The organism is Pseudoduganella flava, from assembly GCF_007830495.1.
Lineage (GTDB): Bacteria > Pseudomonadota > Gammaproteobacteria > Burkholderiales > Burkholderiaceae_D > Rugamonas > Rugamonas flava.
The window spans coordinates 201275-224804 of sequence record NZ_VLKW01000001.1; the positions used below are offsets into that span (position 1 = coordinate 201275).

Sequence of the window (23530 nt, forward strand, 5' to 3'; positions counted from 1 at the left end):
GAACTTAATCCGGTCTTAACCCATGGAAAGCTCGCCAACATTGCGTTTGAACATATATTAGCACTCTCCCTCGACGAGTGCCAATCAACGGATTTCAATGGCTCCGATAGTAAAAACGCTATGGAGGCATGGTAATCGGTAGAACGCTGATGCAGTTCTTCCCGGCCATGTTTCAGTCAGAATTTGAGCTGGATCAAAGGGATTGGAAACAAGGTTATCGTGGGGCCCACGGCGTACTCTGTGCGAGAACGCACGGACCTCGAGGGGGTCGTGTAGGACGGGAACCAGCGATGCTGTACGCCCCGAGGAGGGGCGCATGGTACAGATGAGGGCGACCGACCCTTTTTCAAGGGCCGGGCGCCATACTTCAGGACAGGCGAGCCAGTTGCCGCCGTACCGACAACGCCGCGCCGACGAGGCCGAGGCCGGCCGACAGCGCCAGCAGCAGCCCCATTGCCAGCGGCTCGAGCGGCGCCAGCTGGAATTCGGACGCGTACAGCCGGGCGAATTCCGCGATCGCCGCGTTCAGCGGGTGCAGCGACAGTGCCACGGCACCGAGCGCCACGCCGCCGGCGCACAGCCCCAGCAGCGCGCCCGTGTAATAGAACGGCCGCTGGATGTAGGTATCGGTGGCGCCGATCAGGCGCGACACGAGGATTTCCTCGCGTTGCGTCAGCACCTGCAACCGGATCGTGTTGAACACGACGGCGACGACAACCGTGCCCAGCGTCGCGGCCAGCAGCAGCAGGCCGACGCGTAGCACGCCCAGCAACGCAGCCAGCCGCTTGACCCAGGCCGAGTCGACCTGCACGGACTCGACGCCGGGCAGGTCGCGCAGCCGTTCGGCGACGCGGTCCACCTCGGCGCCCTGGGCCGCGCTCTGGAACGCGTTCAGGCGCACGACATAACTGTCCGGCAGCGGGTTTTCGCCCAGCGTGTCGACGACGCCGGCCACGCCGTTCTTCTGCTGCAGGTCCTCGAGCGCCTTCTCGCGCGGCACGAAGACGATCTTGGCGTCTTTCGCGACGGCGCGCAGCGTCCCGGCCATGCCCTGCGCGTGTTCGCGCGGCAGGTCCTGCTTCAGGAACACGGACAGCTCCGGGTCCACCGCCAGCTGCTCGGACATCGGCCGGATATTGTCCAGCACCGTCACGCCGGCGAACGGCAGCGCCAGCGCGATCGCCACGACGAGGATATTGAACAGGAACGACCCGGGCGCGCGGCGCACGTGCACGAGTGCCGCCCCCAGCGCATAACCATGCTGACGCAGCCAGGCGCTCATGCGGATGCTCCCTGCACGCTGTCGTCCAGGCTGCCCTGCTTCAGGTGGATCACGCGGCTCGCGCCATCGAGCACCTGCTCGTCGTGCGTCGAGATCAGGCACGTCACGCCCACCTTGTTGAATGCACGCAGCGCATCGAACACCTTGTTCGCGCTGGCCCGGTCCAGGTTGGCGGTCGGCTCGTCGGCCAGGATGATCTGCGGGCGGTTGACGATCGCCCGGGCGATCGACACGCGTTGCTGCTCGCCGCCGGACAGCGCCAGCGGCGCGGCGCTCGCGCGGTCCAGCAAGCCCACCTTGTCCAGCGCGGCGCGGGCGCGTTCCTCGGCCTGCGCGCGCGGCAGGCCGGTAACGAGCATCGGCATCATCACGTTGGCCAGCACGGAACGGTCCGTCAGCAGCCGCTGCTGCTGGAAGATCAGGCCGAGGTTACGGCGCAGGAACGGGATGCCGGCGCTCTTCAGGCGGCCGATGTCGGTGCCGTTGACGGTGACCTTGCCGGACGTCGGCCGCTCCATCGCGGCAATCATCTTCAGCAGCGTGGACTTGCCGGCGCCGGACGGCCCCGCCAGGTAGACGAGCTCACCCTTATTGATCGTCAGGCTGATGCCGCGCAGCGCCGTGGCATCGGGAGTGTATTGTTTGGTGACGTTGGCGAATTCGATCATCGTGTCTCAACCGAGCAGCGCTTCGACGAATTCCTCGGCATCGAAGGGTTGCAGGTCTTCGATCTTTTCGCCGATGCCGATGAAGTACACGGGCACGGGGCGCACGCGGGCGATCGCCGCGATGACGCCGCCTTTCGCGGTGCCGTCCAGCTTCGTGATGATGAGGCCGGAGAGCTGCAGCGCGTCGTCGAACGCCTTCACCTGCGCCAGCGCGTTCTGGCCCGTGTTGCCGTCGATGACGAGCAACGTCTCGTGTGGCGCGCCTTCCATGCCCTTGCCGATCACGCGCTTGATCTTCTTCAGCTCTTCCATCAGGTGCAGCTGCGTCGGCAGCCGGCCGGCCGTATCGATCATCACGACGTTGGTGCCTTTCGCCTTGCCGGACTGGACGGCGTCATACGACACGGCCGCCGGGTCGCCGGACTCCTGCGAGATCACGGTGACGTTATTGCGCTGGCCCCACACCATCAGCTGCTCGCGCGCGGCGGCGCGGAACGTGTCGCCGGCGGCGAGCAGCACGGACTGGCCGTGCGCCTGCATGTGCTTGGCGAGCTTGCCGATCGTCGTCGTCTTGCCGGCGCCGTTGACGCCGGAAATCATCATCACGGTCGGCTGGTGACGGCCCAGCACGAACGGTTTTTCCAGCGGCCGGAGCAGGTCGATCATCAACGTCTTCAGCGCGGCCTTGACGGCGGCGGCGTCGGTCAGCTTCTCGTCCTTGACCTTGCGTTTCAACGCATCGAGCAGGTAGTGGGTCGCGTCGATGCCGGCATCGGACATCAGCAGCGCCGCCTCCAGCTCTTCGTACAGCTCGTCGTCGATGCGGGCACCGACAAACAGCAGCGACAGGTTGGCGGAGGTCTTCGACAGGCCGGCCTTCAGCCGGCTCATCCAGGATTGTTTCGATTCCGGCCGCGGCGCCGTTTCCATCTCGAACGCGAGCGGGGCGGTGTCCGGGGGAAGGTCGGGGGCGGCCGCAGGCTCTGCGGCGGCGGGCGCCGGCTGTTGCACCGGTGCGGGCGGCACCTCCGGCGTGACGGTTTTTTTCTTGAAGAAGCTGAACATGTGCTTGGGAGGCTGGCGGCCGCTCACGGGCCGGAAAACACGCGATGTAAGGTTGTTGCGCCGGGTATTCTACCAGAGCGGCCGCGCGCGCCTTGCCAAACGGCTCACAACCCTTCCGGCGCGGAAGTTCAGGCTGAATTCAGGCTGAATAATGCTGCCGGGCGCGCAGGCGCCAGTCGGCCAGCGCGCCGGCGATGTCCTGCAGCGTAAGCACCTGCACGAAGCCCGGTGCGCGGCGGCGCAGCGCGGCGTTGCCGCCGCCGGCCCAGATATCGACGGCTTCCGGCAGCCGCGCCCGCAGCTCCTTCAGCGCATCGATCACGTGGCGGGTGTTCATCGCCGTCGAGAACGACAGCGCGACAATGTCCACCTGCAGCGCACGGGCCGCGTCGACGATGTCCGGCAGCGGCGTCTGCACGCCCAGCGAGATGCAGCTGGCGCCGTCGGCGACCATCAGCGCTTCCGACATCAAGAGGCCCAGGCCATGCTTTTCCTGCGGCGTCGTCGTCAGCAGGATGCGCGGGCGCGGCGCGCTGGACAGCGGATTGGCGGCCGGCACGGAAAAGATCGCGCTGCGCATGACCATCTGCAGCGTTTCGGTAAACAGATGCTCTTCCCAGACGCCGAAGTCGCCGCAGGCCCAGGCGTCGCCGACCGACGTGGTCAGCGGGGACATCAGGTCGATGACGAAGTTGCGCAGCCTCATCACGAGCAGCGCCTGCGACAGCCGGCGGCGCAGCGCGTCGCTCTGGTGGCTGCGGCACAGGTCGAGATAGGGTTGCATGTCGGCGGCCGTGCCGCGCGCCCGCGGGCGGTTGCCGGTGGCCGTCTTTTCCGCCAGTGCCTGCAATTCCTGCGTGGTGTAACCGATCACCTTGCCGGGCCGGAAGCCCAGGTCGATCAGGCGCTTGACGAGGCGCAGCTTGTGTACCTGTTCCACGGGGTACAGCCGTTCGCCGAACGGGTCGCGTTCCGGCTTCGGGAAGGCATAGCGCCGCTCCCATACGCGCAGAGTCTCCTTGGCCACGCCGGTGTCGCGCTCGACGTCGCTGATCGTGCACGGAATGGCCGTCGGAAGGATAGGATTGTTCATCTGCGCGAGGTACTCCTGCATTGGGCGTGCAGCATTCTACATGCCTTTTGGAACGGGAAAATTGCCTTGCCGCTAACGCGCCGGAAGTGCCGCCCCCCTGGAGTGTGACTTGTCCATGACACGGGCAAGCCAGTGGAAAGGATTCATTTTTTTCACGTTATCGTGGGTTACATGTCTTGGACAAATAACGCAAAAAAATATTTACTGGAAGGTATGTTCAGGCGCCGAGCCACGGCATGAATTGCCGGCTCAGCGGGACCGTGACGACCGCCAGCAAGGTCTGCAGCGTGATCAGCGACGCCATCAACCGGGCATCGCCACCAAGCTGCTTTGCCATGATATAGGCGTTTGGCGCGGTCGGCAGCGCGCAATAGAAACAGGCGGCCAGCGCGACCTGCGGCGACACGTGCAGCAGCAGGCAGACCTGGGCGGCCAACAGCGGCATCACGAGCAGCTTCAGCACCGACGTGACCGTCAGCGCGGCGGGGCGCGCGCCTTCCATCGTGAACACGAGGCCGCCGCCGACGCACAGCAGGCCCAGCGCCGTTGCCGCCTTGCCGAGGATGTCGAGCGTATTCATCAGCTCTTTCGGCAGTGGGATGCCGGCCAGGCTCACGACGACACCGGCCAGTGTCGACTGGATAATGGGGTTTTTCGCCAGCGTCCTGGCGACCGTGACGAAGTTCGGCTTGCTGCCGCTCCACCAGGCCAGCGCCACGACGGACAGCGCATTGACGACCGGCAGGCACAGCGCCAGCGCCAGCATCACCAGCGACGCCGTCTTCGCTTCGAAGAACAGGGCGGCGACGGCCAGGCCGAAATACGTGTTCGGCCGCATCGCGCCCTGCATCACAGACGAGCGGCTGGCGCCCGGCAGCGTGGGCAACAGCAGCAGCGAGCCCAGCGTCAGTACGACGACGACGAAGGTCGGCACCAACGTGGCCAGCGCCAGCTCGCCGACCTGGCTGCCGTGAAACGACAGCCGGGCCGTGCCCGCGAACAGCATCGCCGGGAACGCGATGTTGTACGCGAACTTCTCGATCGACGGGAAAAAGTCGGCCGGCATCCAGCCGTAACGGCGGATGGCCACGCCAAGCAGGATGATCAGGAAAACAGGAATGATGGAAGCGAGCATGGCGCAATACTAATCGATCAGTCGGCGGAAATCCCGGACGGCCCCACGCGCCGCGCGTTCGGCGTGCTGGAGATGCGGATACGGATCAGGTGGCGGCCCGGGTCCGTGTACGTGGCGCGGCCGTGCAGCGTGCGGTGGTTGTCGGCCCACAGCAGCGTGTCGTCCGGCAGCTGGCGCACGAAGCGCGGTGCCCGTTGTTCGATGATGTCGTTGAGCAGGCGCAGCGCGCCAACGAGTTCAGGCGTGGCCAGATCCGGGCGCGCCGCAAGCCCTTTTTCAATCGAATCGTAGCGCCAGCGCATCGCCAGGCCGTCTCCATGGAAAACAGGGGCGTAGAATAGTTCGATCTGCTCGTCCTGGGCCGCATAGACCGACGGCACACGGAACGGCACTTGCGCCTCGCGCAGCAATGCGTACGCGGCGCGGCCTTCTTCCGTCTTGTTCAGCTCGGCTACGATGTCCTCGACGTCGATCAGCAGCGATTCGCCGCCGTTGCAGCGCGCGGACGCGACCACGTACAGCAGGAACTGCTCTTCCGGCATCGGATAGAACGAGGAGTCAGTATGCATGTCGGCATTGCCCGTACGCTCCGAGAACGTGACGAACTTCGAGTCGGTGCGCGCCCGCGCCCGCACGTCCCACGCCACGCGCTTCGTGCGCTGGTCGGTCGACGTCGGGAAGCCTTGCGTCAGCGCGATCGCGTACAGCACCGCATTGCGGTCCGCTTCGGACAGGCCGGCCAGGCCCAGGCCGGTGATCGCCAGGCCGCGCGCCTTGCGCTCGGCGATATGGGCCGCGAAGTTGCGCAGCGTCGGCACTTGCAGCAGTTCGCGCTGCAGTGCTTCCTCGTCCGGATGCGGATAGAAACCGTTGCCGTTGAAGTCGTCGAAGTGCCCTTCGACGATGCCGATGATGCGGGCGAGGTCGTCGCCCCACGAAAAGTTGGTCTGCACTACAGCAATGTTGCCGTTTTGTTCAATGGACGAAAACATGAGGGCTCCTGGGGACTAAATTGCCATGCGGCAATAATGATTGCATTGTGAGCGAGCCCGGGAGTTTGTTCAAGCTGAAATTTGTGCAATGCATCAAGCGTTTGCGCAAATGAATTCGTTTCAGGTTTGAAATTTTCAGCGATGTAGCCCTACAGCAATGGGAGATGTTGGTCACTCTGCAATACCGTCAGAATTGACATTGATGACGGTTTGCTCAGGCAGAAAAACGACAGATTTGATGACGTCGTTGAAGCTTGCGATATGGAACCCTGCACGATCTGCTGCGATGCGATAGAATTTTGCCACACGGCAATATGCCTGATATTTTGACAATACAAGGGAATTTCATGAAGTGGCTATCCGAGCTCAAGCTCTCCACCAAACTAGGACTGGCCTTTGCGGCGGTTCTCGTGCTGACGGTCATCGTCGGCCTGTTCTCCATCAATCAGCTCGCCAAAGTGAACGCGACGGCAACCGATCTGTCGAGCCGCTGGATGCCGGCAATGCGCGTCATCCAGGACATCAAGTCGCAGATCGCCCGTGTCCGTACCCGTGAGCTGCAGTACATCATCTCGGAGCAGGTATCCGAACTGGATAAATATGACAAGGTGATTGCGAACGACCTCGTCGACCTGAAAAAGATGCAGGACGAGTACGTGAAGCTGATCAAGACGCCGGAAGAGCAGGCCTTGTACGACGAATTCCTGTCGTTGTGGGATCGCTACATGGCCGAGGACGCGAAACTGCGCGCCGCCGTGCGCGCCGACGACGACGCGCTGGCCAAGCAGCTGATTCGTGGCGAATCCAACAAATTGATCGTCGCTTTGCGCGGTCAGGTGGACAAATTGGTCAAGTATTATGGCGAAGGTGGCAACGACGCAGCAAAATTCGGTGATCAGGTATACAATTCCTCGCGCGCATGGATCCTGGGCCTGCTGGTATGCTCGGTGATCCTGGGTGCGCTGGGCGCCGTGCTGATCACCCGCTGGCTGGTCAATACGCTGGGCGGTGAACCGGAATACGCGGTGAAGCTGGCCGGCAAAATCGCCGCAGGCGAGCTGAACGTGGATGTACGGACCCGTCCGGGCGACAAGAGCAGCCTGATGTTCGCGATGAAGTCGATGCGCGACAGCCTGTCCAACATCGTCGGCCAGGTGCGTCATGCCACCGACACGATCGCCAGCGCGTCGCAGCAGGTCGTTGCCGGCAATATGGACCTGTCGTCGCGCACCGAAGCGCAGGCCAGCTCGCTGGAAGAAACGGCAGCGTCGATGGAGGAACTGACCTCCACGGTGCGCCACAACTCCGACAGCGCGCGCCAGGCCAACGAACTGGCCGTGAACGCGTCGGCGATCGCGGAGCAGGGCGGCCAGGTGGTGTCGCAGGTGGTCGAGAAGATGGGTTCGATCAACGAGTCGGCGAAGAAGATCTCGGACATCACGGGTGTGATCGACGGCATCGCCTTCCAGACCAACATCCTGGCGCTGAACGCGGCCGTCGAGGCGGCCCGCGCCGGTGAGCAGGGCCGCGGTTTCGCGGTGGTGGCGTCCGAAGTGCGCAACCTGGCACAGCGCTCCGCCGCGGCGGCCCGCGAGATCAAGGAGCTGATCAGCGACTCGGTCGACCAGGTCGAATCAGGGACGAAGCTGGTGAACCAGGCCGGCAGCACGATGGAAGAAGTGGTGGTCAGCGTGCGCCGCGTGACGGACATCATGGGAGAGATTACTGTTGCGGGCCAGCAACAAAGTGCCGGCATCGTGCAGGTGAACGAAGCGATTGCCCAGATGGACGCGGTCACGCAGCAGAACGCGGCGCTGGTGGAAGAAGCGACCGCCGCATCGCACAGCATGCAGGATCAGGCCGCAAGTCTGGCCCAGCTGGTGAGTATTTTTACACTTGATGGAATGCCAAACCATCAGTATAGTGCCGCCTCCAGTGCCCAGCGCACTGATACGAAGACGGCGCGATTGAATCGGCCGCGACAATAAGTGAACGCTGCCCGCAACTTATCCAGGGCGGGTGGCACAGTGGCAAATCGGGGTTTGCCCTCACAATAAGCGGTCCGGGGCCGGCGTATGTACCCGGCTCACGGCACCGCAAGACCGAATTAGCCGTTGCTTTACTTTTTTACATGCAACACAACTGAAGGAAATGTAATGAAAAAAACTCTAATCTCCGTTGCAGTTTTGGGCGCAATGAGCAGCGCCGCTTTTGCACAGTCGAATGTAACGATTTACGGCATCGTGGACGCTGGCATCGTCAGCGAGCGCGGCGGTAAAGCCGGCAACGTGACCAAGCTGTCCTCCGGCGTCGCCAACGCATCCCGCATCGGCTTCCGTGGCACGGAAGACCTGGGTGGCGGCCTGTCCGCAATCTTCACCCTGGAAACCGGCTACCGCGTTGACGATGGCGCGCTGGACAACTCCAACAACCAGCTGTTCAACCGCCAGGCTTTCGTCGGCCTGCGTTCGAACACCGCCGGCACGTTGACGGTTGGCCGTCAGTACACCCCGTGGTACAACGCCCTGGCGCAAGTGGGCGACCCGTTCCAGGCTGGTCTGGCTGGCTCGGCAAAGAACCTGTTCCCGGCGAACGGCATCAACCTGCGTAACAGCAACTCCGTCGTGTACCAGACCCCGGTGTTCTCGGGCTTCTCCGGCGAGTTCTTCTACGGCTTCGGCGAGCAAGCTGAATCGTCCGCTGGCCGTCAGCTGGGCGCAGCAGTGTCGTACACGAACGGCGGCCTGAACGCACGTATCGCTTACAACAACCGCAACAACGACACCGCGACCGGCCTGGCTCCGACCATCGAGCGTGGCATCGGCCGTAACAGCCTGCTGGCTGTGAACTACGACTTCAACGTCGCCAAAGCGTACTTCATGTACGGCCAGAACAAGGGCCTGAACAGCATCGCCTACGCGAACTCGACCGCCTACACGACCACGGCCGTGCCGGCATCGCAAGACAGCCGCGACTGGCTGGCTGGCGTGCAGGTTCCGGTGGCTGGCAAGACCGGCAAGATCATCGCTTCCTACATGCGCGTGGACGACAAGGAAATCGCGAACCGCGACGCGCACCAGTGGGCCCTGGGCTACATGCACGACATCTCGAAGCGCACGACGGGCTACATCTCGTACGCGAAGATCACCAACAAGAACGGCGCTTCGTACACGGTCGGTGGCAACACCGAAGCCGGTACCGGCGACTCCGCGTTCAACGTGGGCGTGCGTCACTCCTTCTAAGCCAACGCTTAGTGCAGCATCCAAACCGGCCCTCGCGGCCGGTTTTTTTTCGCCCGCAATATCTCCTAAAATCGGGGTCAGACCCCGAATTTCAGAAACATTTCCAAAAATCGGGGACTGTCCCTCAATTCAGGAAACATTTCCCAAAACGAGGGACAGTCCCCTGTTGTAAAACAACCGAATAACTTGCCGTCGGGATAAGTTTCGCCTGCCCGTCAGAGGGAAGGGCGTACAGCCGCGGTGGGAGGGACTGTCCCTCGATTTTGGAAATATTTCTCAAAACGAGGGACAGTCCCCTGTTGTTTTTGCGTCACGCTGTTGCGTGGGGCCGACAGCGGTAGAATGGCGGCTCCATCGTTTTGCCGGCCGTCCAATGAGAACAACAAATCGCGTCGCTTTTTCCCTCGCTCTTTCCGTATTGGTCGCTTGCGCCGCCATTGCGGCTGCCGTTGCCGCGCCGGGCAAGGCGAAGAAGGCGGATGGCGGGAAGGCCGGCCTGCCGCGCTATGGCATGGTCGTGTATTCCGATCTGTGCGTGCAGGATAGCGGCGAGTTCGGCGGCCAGCGCATTACCGTGCAGCGGTTTGCCGAGGTTGATACGGTGATCTACGAGTACACGGCGGGAGGGCTGTCGTGGCCGCTCGTCGCGAGCGACGTCAATATCGATCCGCGCGGCGCGATGATGTACTTCACCGTGCAGCCGCCGGATGAGCCGGAGCGCACCATCAGCGGCAAGTTCTCGCGGGATGGCGAGACGCTGACGCTCGACGGCGGCTATTGCGAAGACCAGTCGCTGCCGATGACGCTGGCGAAGGTGCGTGACTTCGGTCGCAAGGCAAAGACTTGCCGCGCCTGCCCCGCGCCGAAAAAGGCGCCAGCCGAATCGCCGCAGGACAAGCCGGAAGCGCCGAAGTGGGAACCCGCCCCGCCATCACAGGGCTGAACCCGGGCTGAACCCGGGCTGAGCTGCAAGCTGAGCTGAAGGCGGGCCGGTCAGCCGGCCTTCTGTGCCTGCGCGGTCGCGCGGATCGTCTCCAGCGTCGCGCCCGGCGTGATCAGGTTGCCGTCGTAGCGCAGTTCGATGACGGCCGGCAGGTTCTGCTCGCGCGTGAACGCCAGCGCGTCGCGCAGCGCCGGGGCGAACTGTGCCGTCTCTTCCACCACCACGCCGTGGCCGCCATAGGCGCGCGCCAGCGCGGCGAAGTCCGGGTTCTCCAGCGTCGTGCCGGACACGCGCCCCGGATACTCGCGTTCCTGGTGCATCCGGATCGTGCCGAACATGCGGTTGTTGAACACGATGAGGATGACGCCCGCGCCATACTGCACGGCGGTCGCCAGCTCCTGGCCGTTCATCATGAACTCGCCGTCGCCGGCAAACGTGATGACGGTGCGCGCCGGGTCGACGATCTTTGCCGCCACGCCGGCCGGCACGCTGTAGCCCATCGCGCCGCTGGTCGGCGCCAGCTGCGTGCGCATGCCGCCGTAGCGGTGGAAGCGGTGCGCCCACGTGGCGTAGTTGCCGGCGCCGTTCGTGATGATCACGTCGTGCGGCGCCAGCGCGTCGATGTCGCGTACCACCTGCCACAGGTTCAGCGGCGCGGTACCGTCCTGGAAGATGGCCGGCACGCGCTGCCACGCCTGCAGCTCTTCCTTCGCCTGCGCGACGCTGTCCCGCCATGCCGACGCATCGACGGGCGCCATCGCCGCCAGCATCGCGGCCGCTTGCGGCATGCCGCTCGCGATCATCAACTCGGCCTGGTAGACGCTGCCCAGTTCCTCCATGCTGGCGTGGATGTGCACGAGGCGCTGGCGCGGCACCGGCGCGTCGATGATCGAATAGCCGCTCGTCGTCATTTCGCCCAGGCGCGGGCCGATCGCGATCAGCACGTCCGCATCGCGCACGCGCGCGGCCAGCTTCGGGTTGATGCCGATGCCGACGTCGCCCACGTAATGCGGATGGTCGTTGTCCATCAGGTCCTGGAAGCGGAACGCGCACGCGACCGGCAGGTGGTTCGCCTCGGCGAAGCGGGCGATGTCGGCGCACGCCCGCTCCGTCCAGCCGCTGCCGCCCAGCAGCACCAGCGGGCGCTGTGCGCCTGCCAGCAGGGAGCGCAGCGCATCGATCTGCGCCTGCGCGGGCGATGCCTGCACCGGTTGGTAGTGGCGCGTATCCGCGACGGCGGCCTTGGCCACCAGCATGTCCTCCGGCAGCGCCAGCACGACGGGGCCCTGGCGGCCGCTGGTCGCGACCTGGAATGCCCGCGCGATGTATTCGGGGATGCGTTCGGCGCGGTCGATCTGCGCCACCCACTTGGCCATCTGGCCGTACATGCGCCGGTAGTCCACTTCCTGGAAGGCCTCGCGGTCCATGAAGTCGCCGCCCACCTGGCCGATGAACAGGATCATCGGCGTGGAATCCTGGTAAGCCGTGTGCACGCCGATCGATGCGTTGGTGGCGCCGGGACCGCGCGTGACGAAGCAGATGCCGGGCTTGCCCGTCATCTTGCCGTACGCATCGGCCATGAACGCGGCGCCCCCTTCCTGGCGGTTGATGACGAAGCGGATGCCCGATTCGTGCAGCGCGTCCAGCACGTCCAGATAGCTTTCGCCGGGCACGCCGAACGCGGTGTCGACACCGTGGATTTGCAGGGCATCGACCAGGATCTGGCCGCCGGAGCGGGGTGCATGCGAAGGGGCTGCGGACGTCATGGGAACCTCTTGTAATGGGATGGCGCATTCTAGAGCGCGGCCCGGTCGCCGGCTTTTGAAATAACGACACGCTTTTCCGTTTTACGGTTGTTGTTGACGTGCTGTCACATGTCAGATAATGTTTACACATGACAGTGAAAACCAAACGCAGCGACGGCGACCGGCTGCTGGCCATGCTGGCGGCGCTCGACAATCCGCACCGCCTGCGGATCGTTGCGGCGCTGGCCGCCGGTGGCCGCAACTACGTCAGCCAGCTGGCCCGCGAGTTGGGCATCAGCCGCCCACTGCTGCACCTGCACCTGGCCAAGCTGGAGGATGCCGGCCTGGTGCGCAGTCAGCTGGAATTGTCCGCCGACGGCAAGGCGCTCAATTTCTTCGAAGTGAACCCGTTCCACGTGACGCTGGACCCGGCCGCGATCGCGGCCGCCGCGGCCAGCCTGACCAACCCCGAACCATAGAGGTTTTCCAATGTCCGAACACGTATTCCTGTTCACGATCTTCATGGTGCTTGCCGCCGTGCTGCTGGTCTTCGGCATCCGCGCCTTCAGCGCCATTGCCCAGGCGAAGTACCGGGCCCGTGCGGACGGCGAGTCGGCGCGCACGCTGGCATCGATCGACGCGTCGCTGGTCGAGCTGCGCGAACGCATCGCCGCCATCGAACGGATCCTGCGGCAAGTCGATTGAATTGCCATCCTTGAAGGAGTAGCGCCATGACGGAAGTTTCGTTGTTCCGGCTGTACGTGTTGCGGGCCGTGTACCTGCTGATCGGCGCCACGCTGGTCGCGCAGATCGGCCCGAAGATCCTGCGTTACCACGGCCAGTGGGAGCTGATGGAGGGCGTCGTCCAATGCATGCTGGTCACGTTCGGCCTGCTGTGCTTCCTCGGGATCCGCTACCCGATCCGCATGCTGCCGGTGCTGCTGTGGGAGCTGGGGTGGAAGGCCCTGTGGCTGCTCGTCATCGCCCTGCCGCAGTGGCGCGCGGGCACGTTGGCCGGCGACACGGCGGAAACCGCGTTTGCCTGCATGGTCGGCATCATCGTGCCGCTGGCGCTGCCGTGGCGCTACCTCTACGAGCACTATCTGCGCGCGCCGGGCGATCGCTGGGGCAGGGCGTCGCGGATCGCCGCGGCGGATGCGGTACAATAGCGCCGGAAGCAAGCCAGACAGCCGCTGGCCGGCGCAGCAATGCGTTGGCGGGAGGAAGGTCCGGACTCCACAGAGCGGGGTGACGGTTAACGGCCGTCCGCTGAAAGCCTTCGGGTATAAGGCGAGGAATAGGGCCACAGAGACGAGCGTATTAAGTTACGGTGAAACGCGGTAACCTCCACCTGGTGCAATTTCAAATAGGCACGCGATGATGTTGCTCGCGGAGCGTGCGGGTAGAAAGCTTGAGCGGCGGAGTAATCCGTCGCCTAGAGGAATGGCTGTCATAGCGCCGGCTTGCCGGCGCCGTAACAGAATCCGGCCTATCGGCTTGCTTCAACTTATTCCAGTGTCCTGAATTGCAGATTCGACGATAATCGCTCCGATACTGCGTTGAAAATACCCGGGCGTTGCCCGGTATTTTTCCGCGCCGAGGCAGTGCCTCGGCTTTCGAACCGATTTCGTGAAATTTATTGCAACGAACTAGCAATTCAGGACACTGATGAAACACTACATCCTGGCACTGGACCAGGGCACGACCAGTTCCCGCGCCATCCTGTTCGACCACGACGGGCACGTCGCGCACTGCGTTGCGCAGGAATTTCCCCAGCATTTCCCCCAGCCCGGCTGGGTCGAGCACGACGCCGACGACATCTGGTCCAGCCAGCTGGCCGTCGCCCAGGCCGTGCTGCGCGATGCGCACGTGCGCCCCGAGCAGGTGCGGGCGATCGGCATCGCCAACCAACGTGAGACGACAGTCCTGTGGGAGCGTGCAACCGGCCGCCCCGTCGCGCCCGCCATTGTCTGGCAAGATCGCCGCACGGCCGACCACTGCGATGCGCTGCGCGCCGCCGGCCATGCCGACTTCATTCGCGAGCGTACCGGCCTGGAACTGGACGCCTATTTTTCCGCCACCAAGCTGGCCTGGCTGCTCGATCACGTGCCGGGTGCGCGCGAACGGGCCGAGCGGGGCGAACTGTGTTTCGGCACAGTCGACAGCTGGCTCGCTTACCGGCTGTGCGGCGCGCACGTGACGGACGTCAGCAATGCGTCCCGCACGATGCTGTTCAACATCCACCTGATGCGCTGGGACGCCGACCTGCTCGCGCTGTTCCGCATTCCCGATGCATTGCTGCCCGATGTCGTGTCGTCCAGCGGCGAGATCGGCGCCACCCATGCCGACCTGTTCGGCGCGCCGATCCCAGTCGCAGGCATCGCCGGCGACCAGCAGGCCGCCACGTTCGGCCAGGCCTGTCATCGTGCCGGCATGGTCAAGAACACCTATGGCACCGGCTGTTTCATGCTGATGCATGCGGGTGCCCAGCCCGCCGTATCGCATCAGCGGCTGTTGTCGACGGTCGGCTGGCGCGTCCACACGGGCGAGTGCTACCTGCTCGAGGGCAGCGTGTTCATGGGCGGCGCCACCGTGCAGTGGCTGCGCGATGGGCTGGGCATCATCAAGGCGTCCAGCGACGTCGAGCCGCTGGCCGCCTCCGTGCCGGACAGCGGTGGCGTGATGCTGGTGCCGGCCTTCGTCGGGCTCGGCGCACCGCATTGGGACCCCTATGCCCGCGGCACCATCGTCGGCCTGACGCGCGGCAGCACCGCCGCCCACATCGCGCGGGCGGCCGTGGAAGCGATCGCTTACCAGAGCGCGGAGCTGCTGGGCGCCATGCAGCGCGACGCGGCGCAGCCCGTCGTCGAGGTGCGCGCCGATGGCGGTGCGGCCCGCAACGACCTGCTGATGCAGTTCCAGGCGGACTTGCTGGGCGTGCCCGTGCTGCGCCCGCGCGTGACGGAGACGACGGCCCTTGGTGCCGCCTACCTGGCTGGCCTGGCCGTGCGCTTCTGGGCGTCGGAAGAGGAGATTGCCGCGCAGTGGCAATGCGAACGGCGCTTCGAGCCCGCGATGCCAGAAGGCCGGCGCGCCGAGCTGCTGGCGCGCTGGAGCCGGGCCGTCGAGCGGGCCAAATCCTGGGAAGCGCCGCTGTAACGGCAGGCGCAAACTGAGCAATCACTTCGCCTGCACACCGCTTGTGTCCGTTTTCTTCGTGCCCACCGCGTTCCGCGTATAATCGCGCGCTTCCCACCCGCTACTTCTCCCAAGTTGTCTATACAAGCTATTTCCCGCAGGAATTTCCACCGTTATCCCAGCGGTTATTCTCTTGCTTTTACGTAAAAGTTCTCCCACTCCCACGCTAGTATTCACTACGCCCCTGACACGCATCAGCTCAGCCGTGCAATGCCAAATATGTGTAATTTTTGTAAGTATTTGCAACGGCCGGAACCGTTGCGGCGTCGCGACGAAGACGTTGTCGTTCAGCAATCTTATCCTTTCGTCTTCATTTTATTTTTTGCTACTTGGCACGGGTTTGTGCTGCGGTGTAGATGAGGTAGCACATTCAATAAATTGCCTAGGTCCCTGATTTCTCAGCGTTTTCTGACTTGAGCTTGCTTCAAGGATCGCTCCTAAGTCCTTAATTTCATTAGTAAAAATCGACTTTTGCCAGCCGGAAATCGCTTGACCACTATCTTTCCTTACTCTAAAGTGGGCATCTGTGTGAAAAAGTGTAGTTTTGTGGGAAGTTGGGGCGGAATCGGCGCCGCGCAAACGTCACAACAGATTTCCAAACCTAAGGTTCTGAAGAGAAAGTACAGCCGTGTTCCAGGGCGCGTCCGCGATCACTCTCGATGCGAAAGGCAGGATGTCCATCCCGGCCAAGCATCGTGACGCACTGATGATTCAGTGCGAAGGACGCCTCACGCTGACAAAGCACCCGGACGGCTGCCTGCTGATGTACCCGCGCCCCGTGTGGGAAGGCAAGCGCGACCAGATCATGGGCTGGCCGATGTCCGCCCGCGGCTGGCAGCGCATCCTGCTGGGCAATGCCTGCGACGTCGAAATGGACAGCGCCGGCCGCATCCTGGTCTCGCCCGAATTGCGCGAGACCGTGGGTCTGGGCCGCGAGGTCGTGCTGTCCGGCATGCTGACCCATTTCGAAATCTGGGATCCGGTCAAGCGCGCCGAGAACGAGCAGGCGACGATCGACGCCGGCATGCCGGACACGCTGTCCGATTTCTCCTTCTGAAGGGCCCGCCACATGACGAACACAGCGGTGCCATCATTCCAGCATCGTACGGTGCTGCTAGACGAAGCGATCGACGCGCTTGCCATCACGGGCGCGCGGGCCGACGGCACGTATGTCGACGGCACCTTCGGCCGTGGCGGCCACAGCCGCCTGCTGCTGTCCCGCCTGGGGCAGGCCGGCCGCCTCATTGCGTTCGACAAGGATCCGCAGGCGATCGCTACCGCCGAGCAGATCGCCGACCCCCGTTTCACGATCGTGCACGACAGCTTCGCGACGATGTCCGAGGCGCTGGCCGAGCGTGGCGTTGCGCACGTCGACGGCGTCCTGCTCGACCTGGGCATCTCGTCGCCGCAGGTGGACGATGCCGCACGGGGCTTTTCCTTCAAGAACGACGGTCCGCTGGACATGCGGATGGACACGACGCGCGGCATCTCCGCGGCCGAATGGCTGGCCACGGAATCGGAACAGACTCTTGAAAAGGTGATCAGGGATTATGGGGAAGAACGGTTTGCTTTTCAGATTGCAAAGGCGATTGTTGCTCGCCGGGCAATCGAGCCAATTTCAGGCACACGACAGCTTGCCGGCATCGTGGCAGGCGCGGTCAAAACCCGGGAGAAGGGCAAGGATCCGGCCACTCGCACCTTTCAGGCTATCCGGATTTTCATCAATCAAGAGCTTGAAGACCTCGAAGCAGGTCTGAAACAGGCTTACGACGCGCTGGCGCCGGGCGCCATCATGGCCGTGATCAGCTTCCACTCGCTGGAAGACCGGATCGTCAAGCGCTTCTTCGCCGAGCGGGCCAATGTGCCGCAGCCGGACCGGCGCCTGCCGATCCGCGCGGCCGACCTGCCGCAGCCGCAGATGAAGCTGCTGGCGAAGATCAAGCCGTCCGCGCGCGAAGTGGATGAAAACCCGCGCGCCCGCTCGGCCGTGCTGCGCGTGGCGATGCGCCTGCCGGCAGGAGGTGGCCAATGAGCGGCAAGATCAACGCCGTGCTGACCGTGCTGCTGGTCGGGTGCGCGCTGTCGCTCGTCAATGCGCAATACCAGGCGCGCCACCTGTTCATCGAACTGGAACGGGCGCAGTCGCAGGCGCGCCAGCTCGACATCGAATGGGCCCAGCTGCAGCTGGACCAGTCGACGCTGGGCAAGCATGCCCGTATCGAAGAAATCGCGCACCGCGACCTGGGCATGACCCAGCTGACGCCGGCGCGCACCCAATACCTGACGGAGGGTGAGCAATGAGCCGCTCCTCCGCCAACGCCCGCGTGGCCGCCTCGAAAGGCGTGTCGTTCTCGAAGAGCCCCGTGCTGGCCGTGCGCCTGCCCACGTGGCGTTCGCGCGTGGTGCTGTTCGTGCTGTTCGCGGCGTTTGCCGCGCTGGCCGTGCGGGCGCTGTGGCTGCAAGGGCTGTCCACGCAATTCCTGCAGAAGCAGGGCGAGATCCGCTACGCCCGCACGATCGAACTGCCCGCCACGCGCGGCAAGATCATGGACCGCAACGGCCAGGTGCTGGCCTCGTCGATCCCCGTCAAGGCCATCTGGGCGATCCCGGACGACGTGCTGCAGGCGCCGCCGGAGAAGCTGCGCGCGCTGGCCAGCCTCCTGGACATGAGCGAGGCCGACCTGCGCAAGAAGCTCGATTCGGACCGCAACTTCGTCTACCTGAAGCGGCAGGTCGAGCAGGACATCGCCGACAAGATCGCCAAGCTGAACATCGAAGGCATCGACACCCGCAAGGAATACAAGCGCTTCTACCCGCAGGGCGAGGTGATGACGCACGTCGTCGGCTTCACCAACGTCGAGGACGTGGGCCAGGAATCGATGGAGCTGGCGCACCAGAAGACGCTGGTCGGCGTGCCCGGCTCGCGCCGCGTGATCAAGGACCGTCTCGGCCACATCGTCGAGGACATCGGCGCCAAGCACGAGCCGCACGACGGCAAGGACCTTGTGCTGTCCGTCGATTCGAAGATCCAGTACATCGCGTTCACGCAGCTGAAGGGCGCCGTCGAGAAGTTCAAGGCCAAGGCCGGCGCCGCTGTCGTGCTGGACGTGCACACGGGCGAAGTGCTGGCGCTGGCGAACTACCCCAGCTACGACCCGAACGACCGCCGCAACCTGACCGGCGCGCAACTGCGCAACCGCGTGATGACGGACTCGTTCGAGCCCGGCTCCACGCTGAAACCCGTGACCGTCGCGCTGGCGCTGGACAAGGGCAAGGTGACGCCCCACTCGACGATCGACACGGGCAACGGCCGCTACACGATCCTCGACCGCACGATCTCCGACACCCATGCGCACGGCGTGATCAGCGTGCAGCAGATCGTCGAGATGTCGTCCAATATCGGCACGTCGAAGATCGCGCTGTCGATGCCTGCGCAGGACATGTGGGAGATGTTCACCAAGGTCGGCTTCGGCCAGCAGCCGAAGTGGGGCTTCCCCGGCGCCGTGGCAGGCCGCGTGCGACCCTATAAATCGTGGCGGCCGATCGAGCAGGCCACGATGAGCTACGGGAACGGCATCTCCGTGTCGCTGATCCAGCTGGCGCGCGCCTACATGATGTTTGCCCGCGACGGCGACACGATCCCACTGACGTTCGAAAAGACCAGCGAGCTGCCCCAGGGCCAGCGGATCATCAAGCCCGAGACCGCGCGCGCGATGCGCGAGATGCTGGAGATGGTCGTCTCCGGCAAGGACGGCACGGCGAAGCAGGCCCAGATCCCGGGCTACCGCGTCGGCGGCAAGACGGGCACCGCCTACAAGGTGGAGAACGGCCGTTACGCGATCCCGCGCAAGTACGTGGGCTCGTTCGTCGGCATCGTGCCGCTGTCGGCGCCGCGCTTCATCATCGCCGTGATGATCGACGAGCCGACCCAGGGCGGCCACTACGGCGGCCAGGTGGCCGCTCCCACATTTGCCAAAGTCGCAGAGAACGCGCTGCGTGCATTGAACGTGCCTCCCGATTCCACGGTGACGGAAATCGTGGTGCCGACGGACACCGGACCGGAGGCCATGTAATGAACCGCATGAATAACAACGACGATATCAACCAATTCGGACACTGGATCAAGTCGGCCGCGCCCAACGGGCAGCTGGCCTCGGACTCGCGCCGCATCAAGCCGGGCGACGTGTTCTTCGCCTATCCGAACGGCAGCGCGGGCGACGCCGGCGACGGCCGCAACTACATCGAAGCGGCGATCGAGCAGGGCGCGGCGGCCATTGTGTACGACCCGGCCGGCTTCACGTTCAAGCCGGAATGGCAGGTCGCCAGCCTGGCGGTGCCGGACCTGAAACAAGTGGCCGGCCCGATTGCCCACGCCGCGTACGGCATGCCGGATGCCGGCATGTTCACCGTCGGTATCACGGGCACGAACGGCAAGACGTCGTCGGCCGTGTGGCTGGGCCACGCGATGGCGCGCGCCGGCGAGACGGCTGCCGTCATCGGTACCTTGGGCGTCGGCTTGTTCCACGGGCGCGCCGAACCGGAATTCACGCCGACCGGCTACACGACGCCGGACCAGGTGCTGCTGGCCCGTACGCTGGACGAGTGCCGCGCCGCGGGCGCCCGCGCGCTGGCGATCGAAGTGTCGTCCATCGGCCTGGAGCAGGGCCGCGTGTCGGGCATGCATTTCGACGTGGCGCTGTTCACGAACCTGACGCGCGACCACCTCGACTTCCACGGCTCGATGGAAGCCTATGAAGAAGCCAAGCGCAAGCTGTTCGCGTGGCCGGGCCTGAAGACGGCCGTCATCAACCTCGACGACGCGGCGGGCCGCCGCATCGCCGCCCAGGTGCAGGGCGCGCAAGTGATCGGCTACACGTTGCAGAACCATGCCGACCTGCCGGGCGTCGCGCTGCTGCGCGCCAGCCAGATCAAGAGCCGCAGCGCCGGCACCGAGTTCCACCTCGATTCGCCGTACGGCAGCGCGCAGGTGAAGACGCAGCTCGTCGGTGCGTTCAACGTCAGCAATGCGCTGGGCGTGCTGGGCGCGCTGCTGGCGAAGGGCATGCCGCTGCGCGCGGCCGTCGATGCCATCGAGGCGTTGACGCCGGCGCCGGGCCGCATGCAGCTCGTCGGCGGCAACGATGCGCCGATGGTCGTCATCGATTACGCGCACACGCCCGACGCGCTGGAAAAAACGCTCGAAGCGCTGCGCCCCGTCGCCACCGACCGTGGCGGCGCGCTGTGGTGCGTGTTCGGCTGTGGCGGCGATCGCGATCCGGGCAAGCGCCCGCAGATGGGCCGCATCGCGCAGGCCGCCGACCAGGTGATCGTCACCAGCGACAATCCGCGCAGCGAAGACCCGGACGCGATCATCGCGCAGATCGTCGCCGGCATGGACCCGGCGCGGCCGGCGCAGGCGATCGAGGATCGTGCCGCGGCGATCCTGTCCGCCATCAAGCACGCGGGCAAGAACGATGTGATCCTCGTGGCCGGCAAGGGCCATGAACCGTACCAGGAGATCAAGGGCAAGAAACTGCCGTTCTCCGACGCCGACCACGCCCAACTGGCACTGACCGCCCGACTGACGATGATGAGGCCGAACTGATGCGCGCAACGCTGGACCAGATCCTGGGCGCGCTCGACGGCGCGCACCTCGTAGGCGAGCCCATCGCCTTCGATGGCATCTCGACCGACAGCCGTACCGTCGCGCCCGGCGCGCTGTTCGTCGCGCTGCGCGGCGAGGTGTACGACGCCCACGACTTCCTGCCGCAGGTGGCGGCAAAGGCCGGTGCCGTCGTCGTCGAGAAGCTGCCGGACGGCTGGAACGCATCTGGCTCACCTTCCGCGATCGTCGTACCGGATACGCTCGTGGCGCTCGGACAGATCGCCCACTGGTGGCGGAACCAGTTCGACCTGCCCGTCATCGCCGTCACCGGCAGCAACGGCAAGACGACGGTGAAGGAAATGATCGCCGCGATCCTGGCGGCCGCGCACGGCGACGAAGACCGGCTGGCGACGCGCGGTAACCTGAACAACGAGATCGGCGTGCCGCTGACGTTGTTCCGCCTGGCCCCGCATCACTCGTCGGCCGTCGTCGAACTGGGCATGAACCACCCGGGCGAGATCGGCCGGCTGGCCGCCATCGCGGCGCCGACGATCGCGCTGGTGAACAACGCGCAGCGCGAGCACCAGGAATTCATGCATACCGTGGAAGCGGTCGCGCGCGAGAACGGCTCCGTGCTGGCCGCGCTGCCGGCGGACGGCGTCGCCGTGTTCCCGGAACATGACGAGTTTACGCCGATCTGGCGCGAGCTGGCCGGCAACCGCCGCACGCTGACGTTCGGGCTGACGAAGGAAGCGGATGTCAGCTGCACGTTCCGCCCGTCCGAATTCGGCAACCAGGTGTTCGTGTCGATCAAGCAGGAAGACGGCCAGCTGGCGCAGTGCTACGTGGGCCTGCAAGCGGCCGGCGAGCACAATGTGCGCAATGCGCTGGCGGCGATCGCCTGCACCTACGCGGCCGGCATCACGCTGGAAAAGATCAAGGAAGGGTTCGACAACTTCGCGCCCGTCAGCGGCCGCCTGCAGAAAAAGCAGGCGCAGAACGGCGCCGTCGTCATCGACGACACGTACAACGCGAACCCCGACTCGGTGCGCGCCGCGATCGACGTGCTGGCCAATGCGCCGACGCCGCGCGTGCTCGTGCTGGGCGACATGGGCGAAGTCGGCACGCAGGGCCGCGAATTCCACGAAGAGATTGCCGCTTACGCGGCGCAGAAGGGCATCGACCAGGTGCTCGTCACGGGCGAACTGGCCAAGCACATGGTTGGCCATGCACGCCATTTCGAACAGTTCGACGCATTGCTCGCGGCAGTCGACGCGGCAGTGACGCCGGACACCACGGTATTGATCAAGGGCTCCCGTTTCATGAAGATGGAGCGGGTCGTGCAGCATTTGATTGGATCGCAACAAGCTAACAAGGAATCACACTGATCATGCTGCTCTGGCTCGCACAGTATCTGCAGGACGATATCGGCGCATTTCGCGTCTTTAACTTCATCACTTTCCGCGCCGTGTTCGCAACGATCACGGCGCTGCTGATCGGCCTGATCGCCGGCCCGGCCGTGATCCGCAAGCTGACCGCGATGAAGTACGGCCAGGCCGTCCGTACCGACGGTCCGCAGACGCACCTGAAAAAGCATGGCACGCCGACGATGGGCGGTGTGCTGATCCTGATCGCGATCGGCGTGTCCACCCTGCTGTGGTGCGACTGGTCGAACCGCCTGATCTGGCCCGTGATGGTCGTGACGATCGGCTTCGGCCTTGTCGGCTGGGTCGACGACTACCGCAAGGTCGTGCGCCAGGACCCGGAAGGCATGCGCTCGGCGGAAAAATACTTCTGGCAGTCGCTGGTCGGCGTGGCCGCCGCGCTGTACCTGGCATTTTCCGTGTCGGCGCCGACGCCGGCCGAAGTGTTCAAGCTGTTCTTCGCGTGGGTGCAGTCGGGCTTCTCGCTGGACCTGCCGCCGAAGGCCGACCTGATCGTACCGTTCTTCAAGACGATCAGCTATCCGCTGGGCGTGTGGGGCTTCATCGCGCTGACCTATTGCGTGATCGTCGGCTCGTCGAACGCGGTGAACTTCACCGACGGCCTGGATGGCCTGGCGATCATGCCGACCGTGATGGTCGGCTCGGCGCTCGGCCTGTTCGCCTACCTGACCGGCAGCGCCACGTACTCGAAATACCTGTTCATCCCGCACATTCCCGGCGCCGGCGAGTTGATCATCTTCGTCGGCGCGATGGCCGGCGCGGGCCTCGCCTTCCTCTGGTATAACACGCACCCCGCGCAAGTGTTCATGGGCGACGTCGGTGCGCTGGCGCTGGGCGGCGCGCTCGGCACCATCGCCGTCATCGTGCGCCAGGAGATCGTGCTGTTCATCATGGGCGGCATCTTCGTCGCCGAGACGGTATCCGTGATCATCCAGGTGGGCTGGTTCAAGTACACGAAGAAGCGCTACGGCCAGGGCCGCCGCGTGTTCCTGATGGCACCGCTGCATCATCATTTTGAACAGAAGGGCTGGAAGGAGACGCAAGTCGTCGTCCGCTTCTGGATCATCACGATGATGCTCGTGCTGCTCGGCCTGTCCACGTTGAAGCTGCGCTAGAA

The 23530-nt window shown here is 64.6% G+C and carries 21 protein-coding genes and 1 other RNA gene; 15 read left to right on the plus strand and 7 right to left on the minus strand.

The window, feature by feature from the left end; genetic code table 11:
- Positions 1 to 367 precede the first annotated feature (367 nt).
- From ftsX to IP92_RS00985, 6 genes are all read right to left on the minus strand, one after another.
- Positions 368 to 1282 (minus strand): permease-like cell division protein FtsX, encoded by a 915-nt coding sequence (gene ftsX, locus IP92_RS00960; RefSeq protein WP_145872661.1) that lies wholly within the window; start codon positions 1280 to 1282, stop codon positions 368 to 370.
- A complete protein-coding gene (locus tag IP92_RS00965) occupies positions 1279 to 1950 on the minus strand; it encodes a cell division ATP-binding protein FtsE (protein ID WP_145872662.1) in 672 nt (223 codons plus the stop codon). Before IP92_RS00965 ends, ftsX begins: the two co-directional genes overlap by 4 nt.
- 6 nt (positions 1951 to 1956) lie before the next feature.
- Positions 1957 to 3015 carry a signal recognition particle-docking protein FtsY gene (gene ftsY, locus IP92_RS00970; protein WP_145872663.1) on the minus strand — a complete coding sequence of 353 codons (1059 nt, stop codon included), beginning with the start codon at positions 3013 to 3015 and terminating at the stop codon, positions 1957 to 1959.
- A 139-nt stretch (positions 3016 to 3154) separates the two neighbouring features.
- Positions 3155 to 4108 (minus strand): MerR family transcriptional regulator, encoded by a 954-nt coding sequence (locus IP92_RS00975; RefSeq protein ID WP_145872664.1) that lies wholly within the window; start codon positions 4106 to 4108, stop codon positions 3155 to 3157.
- A 217-nt stretch (positions 4109 to 4325) separates the two neighbouring features.
- Positions 4326 to 5243 (minus strand): AEC family transporter, encoded by a 918-nt coding sequence (locus IP92_RS00980; protein WP_145872665.1) that lies wholly within the window; start codon positions 5241 to 5243, stop codon positions 4326 to 4328.
- Positions 5244 to 5260: 17 nt separating this feature from the next.
- Entirely contained in the window at positions 5261 to 6235 is a 975-nt protein-coding gene (locus IP92_RS00985; RefSeq protein ID WP_145872666.1) for a TauD/TfdA family dioxygenase, read from the minus strand.
- 347 nt (positions 6236 to 6582) lie between these two features.
- On the opposite strand from IP92_RS00985, the gene IP92_RS00990 reads away from it, so the two are divergent.
- The 3 genes from IP92_RS00990 to IP92_RS01000 all read left to right on the plus strand — a co-directional run bounded on the left by IP92_RS00990 (position 6583) and on the right by IP92_RS01000 (position 10420).
- A complete protein-coding gene (locus IP92_RS00990) occupies positions 6583 to 8223 on the plus strand; it encodes a methyl-accepting chemotaxis protein (RefSeq protein WP_145872667.1) in 1641 nt (546 codons plus the stop codon).
- Between the two features lie 168 nt (positions 8224 to 8391).
- A complete protein-coding gene (locus IP92_RS00995; RefSeq protein ID WP_145872668.1) occupies positions 8392 to 9477 on the plus strand; it encodes a porin in 1086 nt (361 codons plus the stop codon).
- A gap of 373 nt (positions 9478 to 9850) precedes the next feature.
- Positions 9851 to 10420 (plus strand): hypothetical protein, encoded by a 570-nt coding sequence (locus tag IP92_RS01000; RefSeq protein ID WP_145872669.1) that lies wholly within the window; start codon positions 9851 to 9853, stop codon positions 10418 to 10420.
- Between the two features lie 50 nt (positions 10421 to 10470).
- On the opposite strand, the gene IP92_RS01005 is transcribed toward IP92_RS01000, so the two are convergent.
- The gene (locus IP92_RS01005) at positions 10471 to 12186 is read right to left on the minus strand and encodes a thiamine pyrophosphate-binding protein (protein ID WP_145872670.1); all 1716 of its coding nucleotides are present in this window, start codon (positions 12184 to 12186) and stop codon (positions 10471 to 10473) included.
- A gap of 128 nt (positions 12187 to 12314) precedes the next feature.
- Here IP92_RS01005 and IP92_RS01010 point away from each other — a divergent pair, with 128 nt between their 5' ends.
- The 12 genes from IP92_RS01010 (at position 12315) to mraY (ending at position 23528) form a co-directional block, all read left to right on the plus strand.
- Positions 12315 to 12644 (plus strand): ArsR/SmtB family transcription factor, encoded by a 330-nt coding sequence (locus IP92_RS01010; protein ID WP_145872671.1) that lies wholly within the window; start codon positions 12315 to 12317, stop codon positions 12642 to 12644.
- A gap of 10 nt (positions 12645 to 12654) precedes the next feature.
- A complete protein-coding gene (locus tag IP92_RS01015; RefSeq protein ID WP_145872672.1) occupies positions 12655 to 12870 on the plus strand; it encodes a hypothetical protein in 216 nt (71 codons plus the stop codon).
- Positions 12871 to 12896: 26 nt separating this feature from the next.
- Entirely contained in the window at positions 12897 to 13334 is a 438-nt protein-coding gene (locus IP92_RS01020) for a hypothetical protein (protein WP_145872673.1), read from the plus strand.
- A 5-nt stretch (positions 13335 to 13339) separates the two neighbouring features.
- Positions 13340 to 13673, plus strand: an RNA gene (rnpB, locus tag IP92_RS01025) — RNase P RNA component class A.
- Positions 13674 to 13833: 160 nt separating this feature from the next.
- Positions 13834 to 15324, plus strand: coding sequence for a glycerol kinase GlpK (gene glpK / locus IP92_RS01030; protein ID WP_145872674.1), 1491 nt, complete (start codon positions 13834 to 13836; stop codon positions 15322 to 15324).
- Positions 15325 to 15991: 667 nt separating this feature from the next.
- Positions 15992 to 16420 (plus strand): division/cell wall cluster transcriptional repressor MraZ, encoded by a 429-nt coding sequence (mraZ, locus tag IP92_RS01035; protein ID WP_145872675.1) that lies wholly within the window; start codon positions 15992 to 15994, stop codon positions 16418 to 16420.
- A gap of 12 nt (positions 16421 to 16432) precedes the next feature.
- On the plus strand, positions 16433 to 17395 hold the full coding sequence (gene rsmH, locus IP92_RS01040; RefSeq protein ID WP_145872676.1) for a 16S rRNA (cytosine(1402)-N(4))-methyltransferase RsmH: 963 nt from the start codon (positions 16433 to 16435) through the stop codon (positions 17393 to 17395).
- A complete protein-coding gene (ftsL, locus tag IP92_RS01045) occupies positions 17392 to 17664 on the plus strand; it encodes a cell division protein FtsL (protein WP_145872677.1) in 273 nt (90 codons plus the stop codon). The genes rsmH and ftsL overlap by 4 nt, the downstream gene beginning before the upstream one ends.
- The gene (locus IP92_RS01050) at positions 17661 to 19436 is read left to right on the plus strand and encodes a peptidoglycan D,D-transpeptidase FtsI family protein (RefSeq protein WP_145872678.1); all 1776 of its coding nucleotides are present in this window, start codon (positions 17661 to 17663) and stop codon (positions 19434 to 19436) included. Before ftsL ends, IP92_RS01050 begins: the two co-directional genes overlap by 4 nt.
- On the plus strand, positions 19436 to 20968 hold the full coding sequence (locus tag IP92_RS01055; RefSeq protein WP_371860872.1) for a UDP-N-acetylmuramoyl-L-alanyl-D-glutamate--2,6-diaminopimelate ligase: 1533 nt from the start codon (positions 19436 to 19438) through the stop codon (positions 20966 to 20968). The genes IP92_RS01050 and IP92_RS01055 overlap by 1 nt, the downstream gene beginning before the upstream one ends.
- The gene (locus tag IP92_RS01060; protein WP_145872679.1) at positions 20968 to 22356 is read left to right on the plus strand and encodes a UDP-N-acetylmuramoyl-tripeptide--D-alanyl-D-alanine ligase; all 1389 of its coding nucleotides are present in this window, start codon (positions 20968 to 20970) and stop codon (positions 22354 to 22356) included. Before IP92_RS01055 ends, IP92_RS01060 begins: the two co-directional genes overlap by 1 nt.
- Positions 22357 to 22358: 2 nt before the next feature.
- Positions 22359 to 23528: a phospho-N-acetylmuramoyl-pentapeptide-transferase gene (mraY, locus tag IP92_RS01065; protein WP_145872680.1), complete on the plus strand. Its 1170-nt coding sequence runs from the start codon at positions 22359 to 22361 to the stop codon at positions 23526 to 23528.
- Positions 23529 to 23530 lie beyond the last annotated feature (2 nt).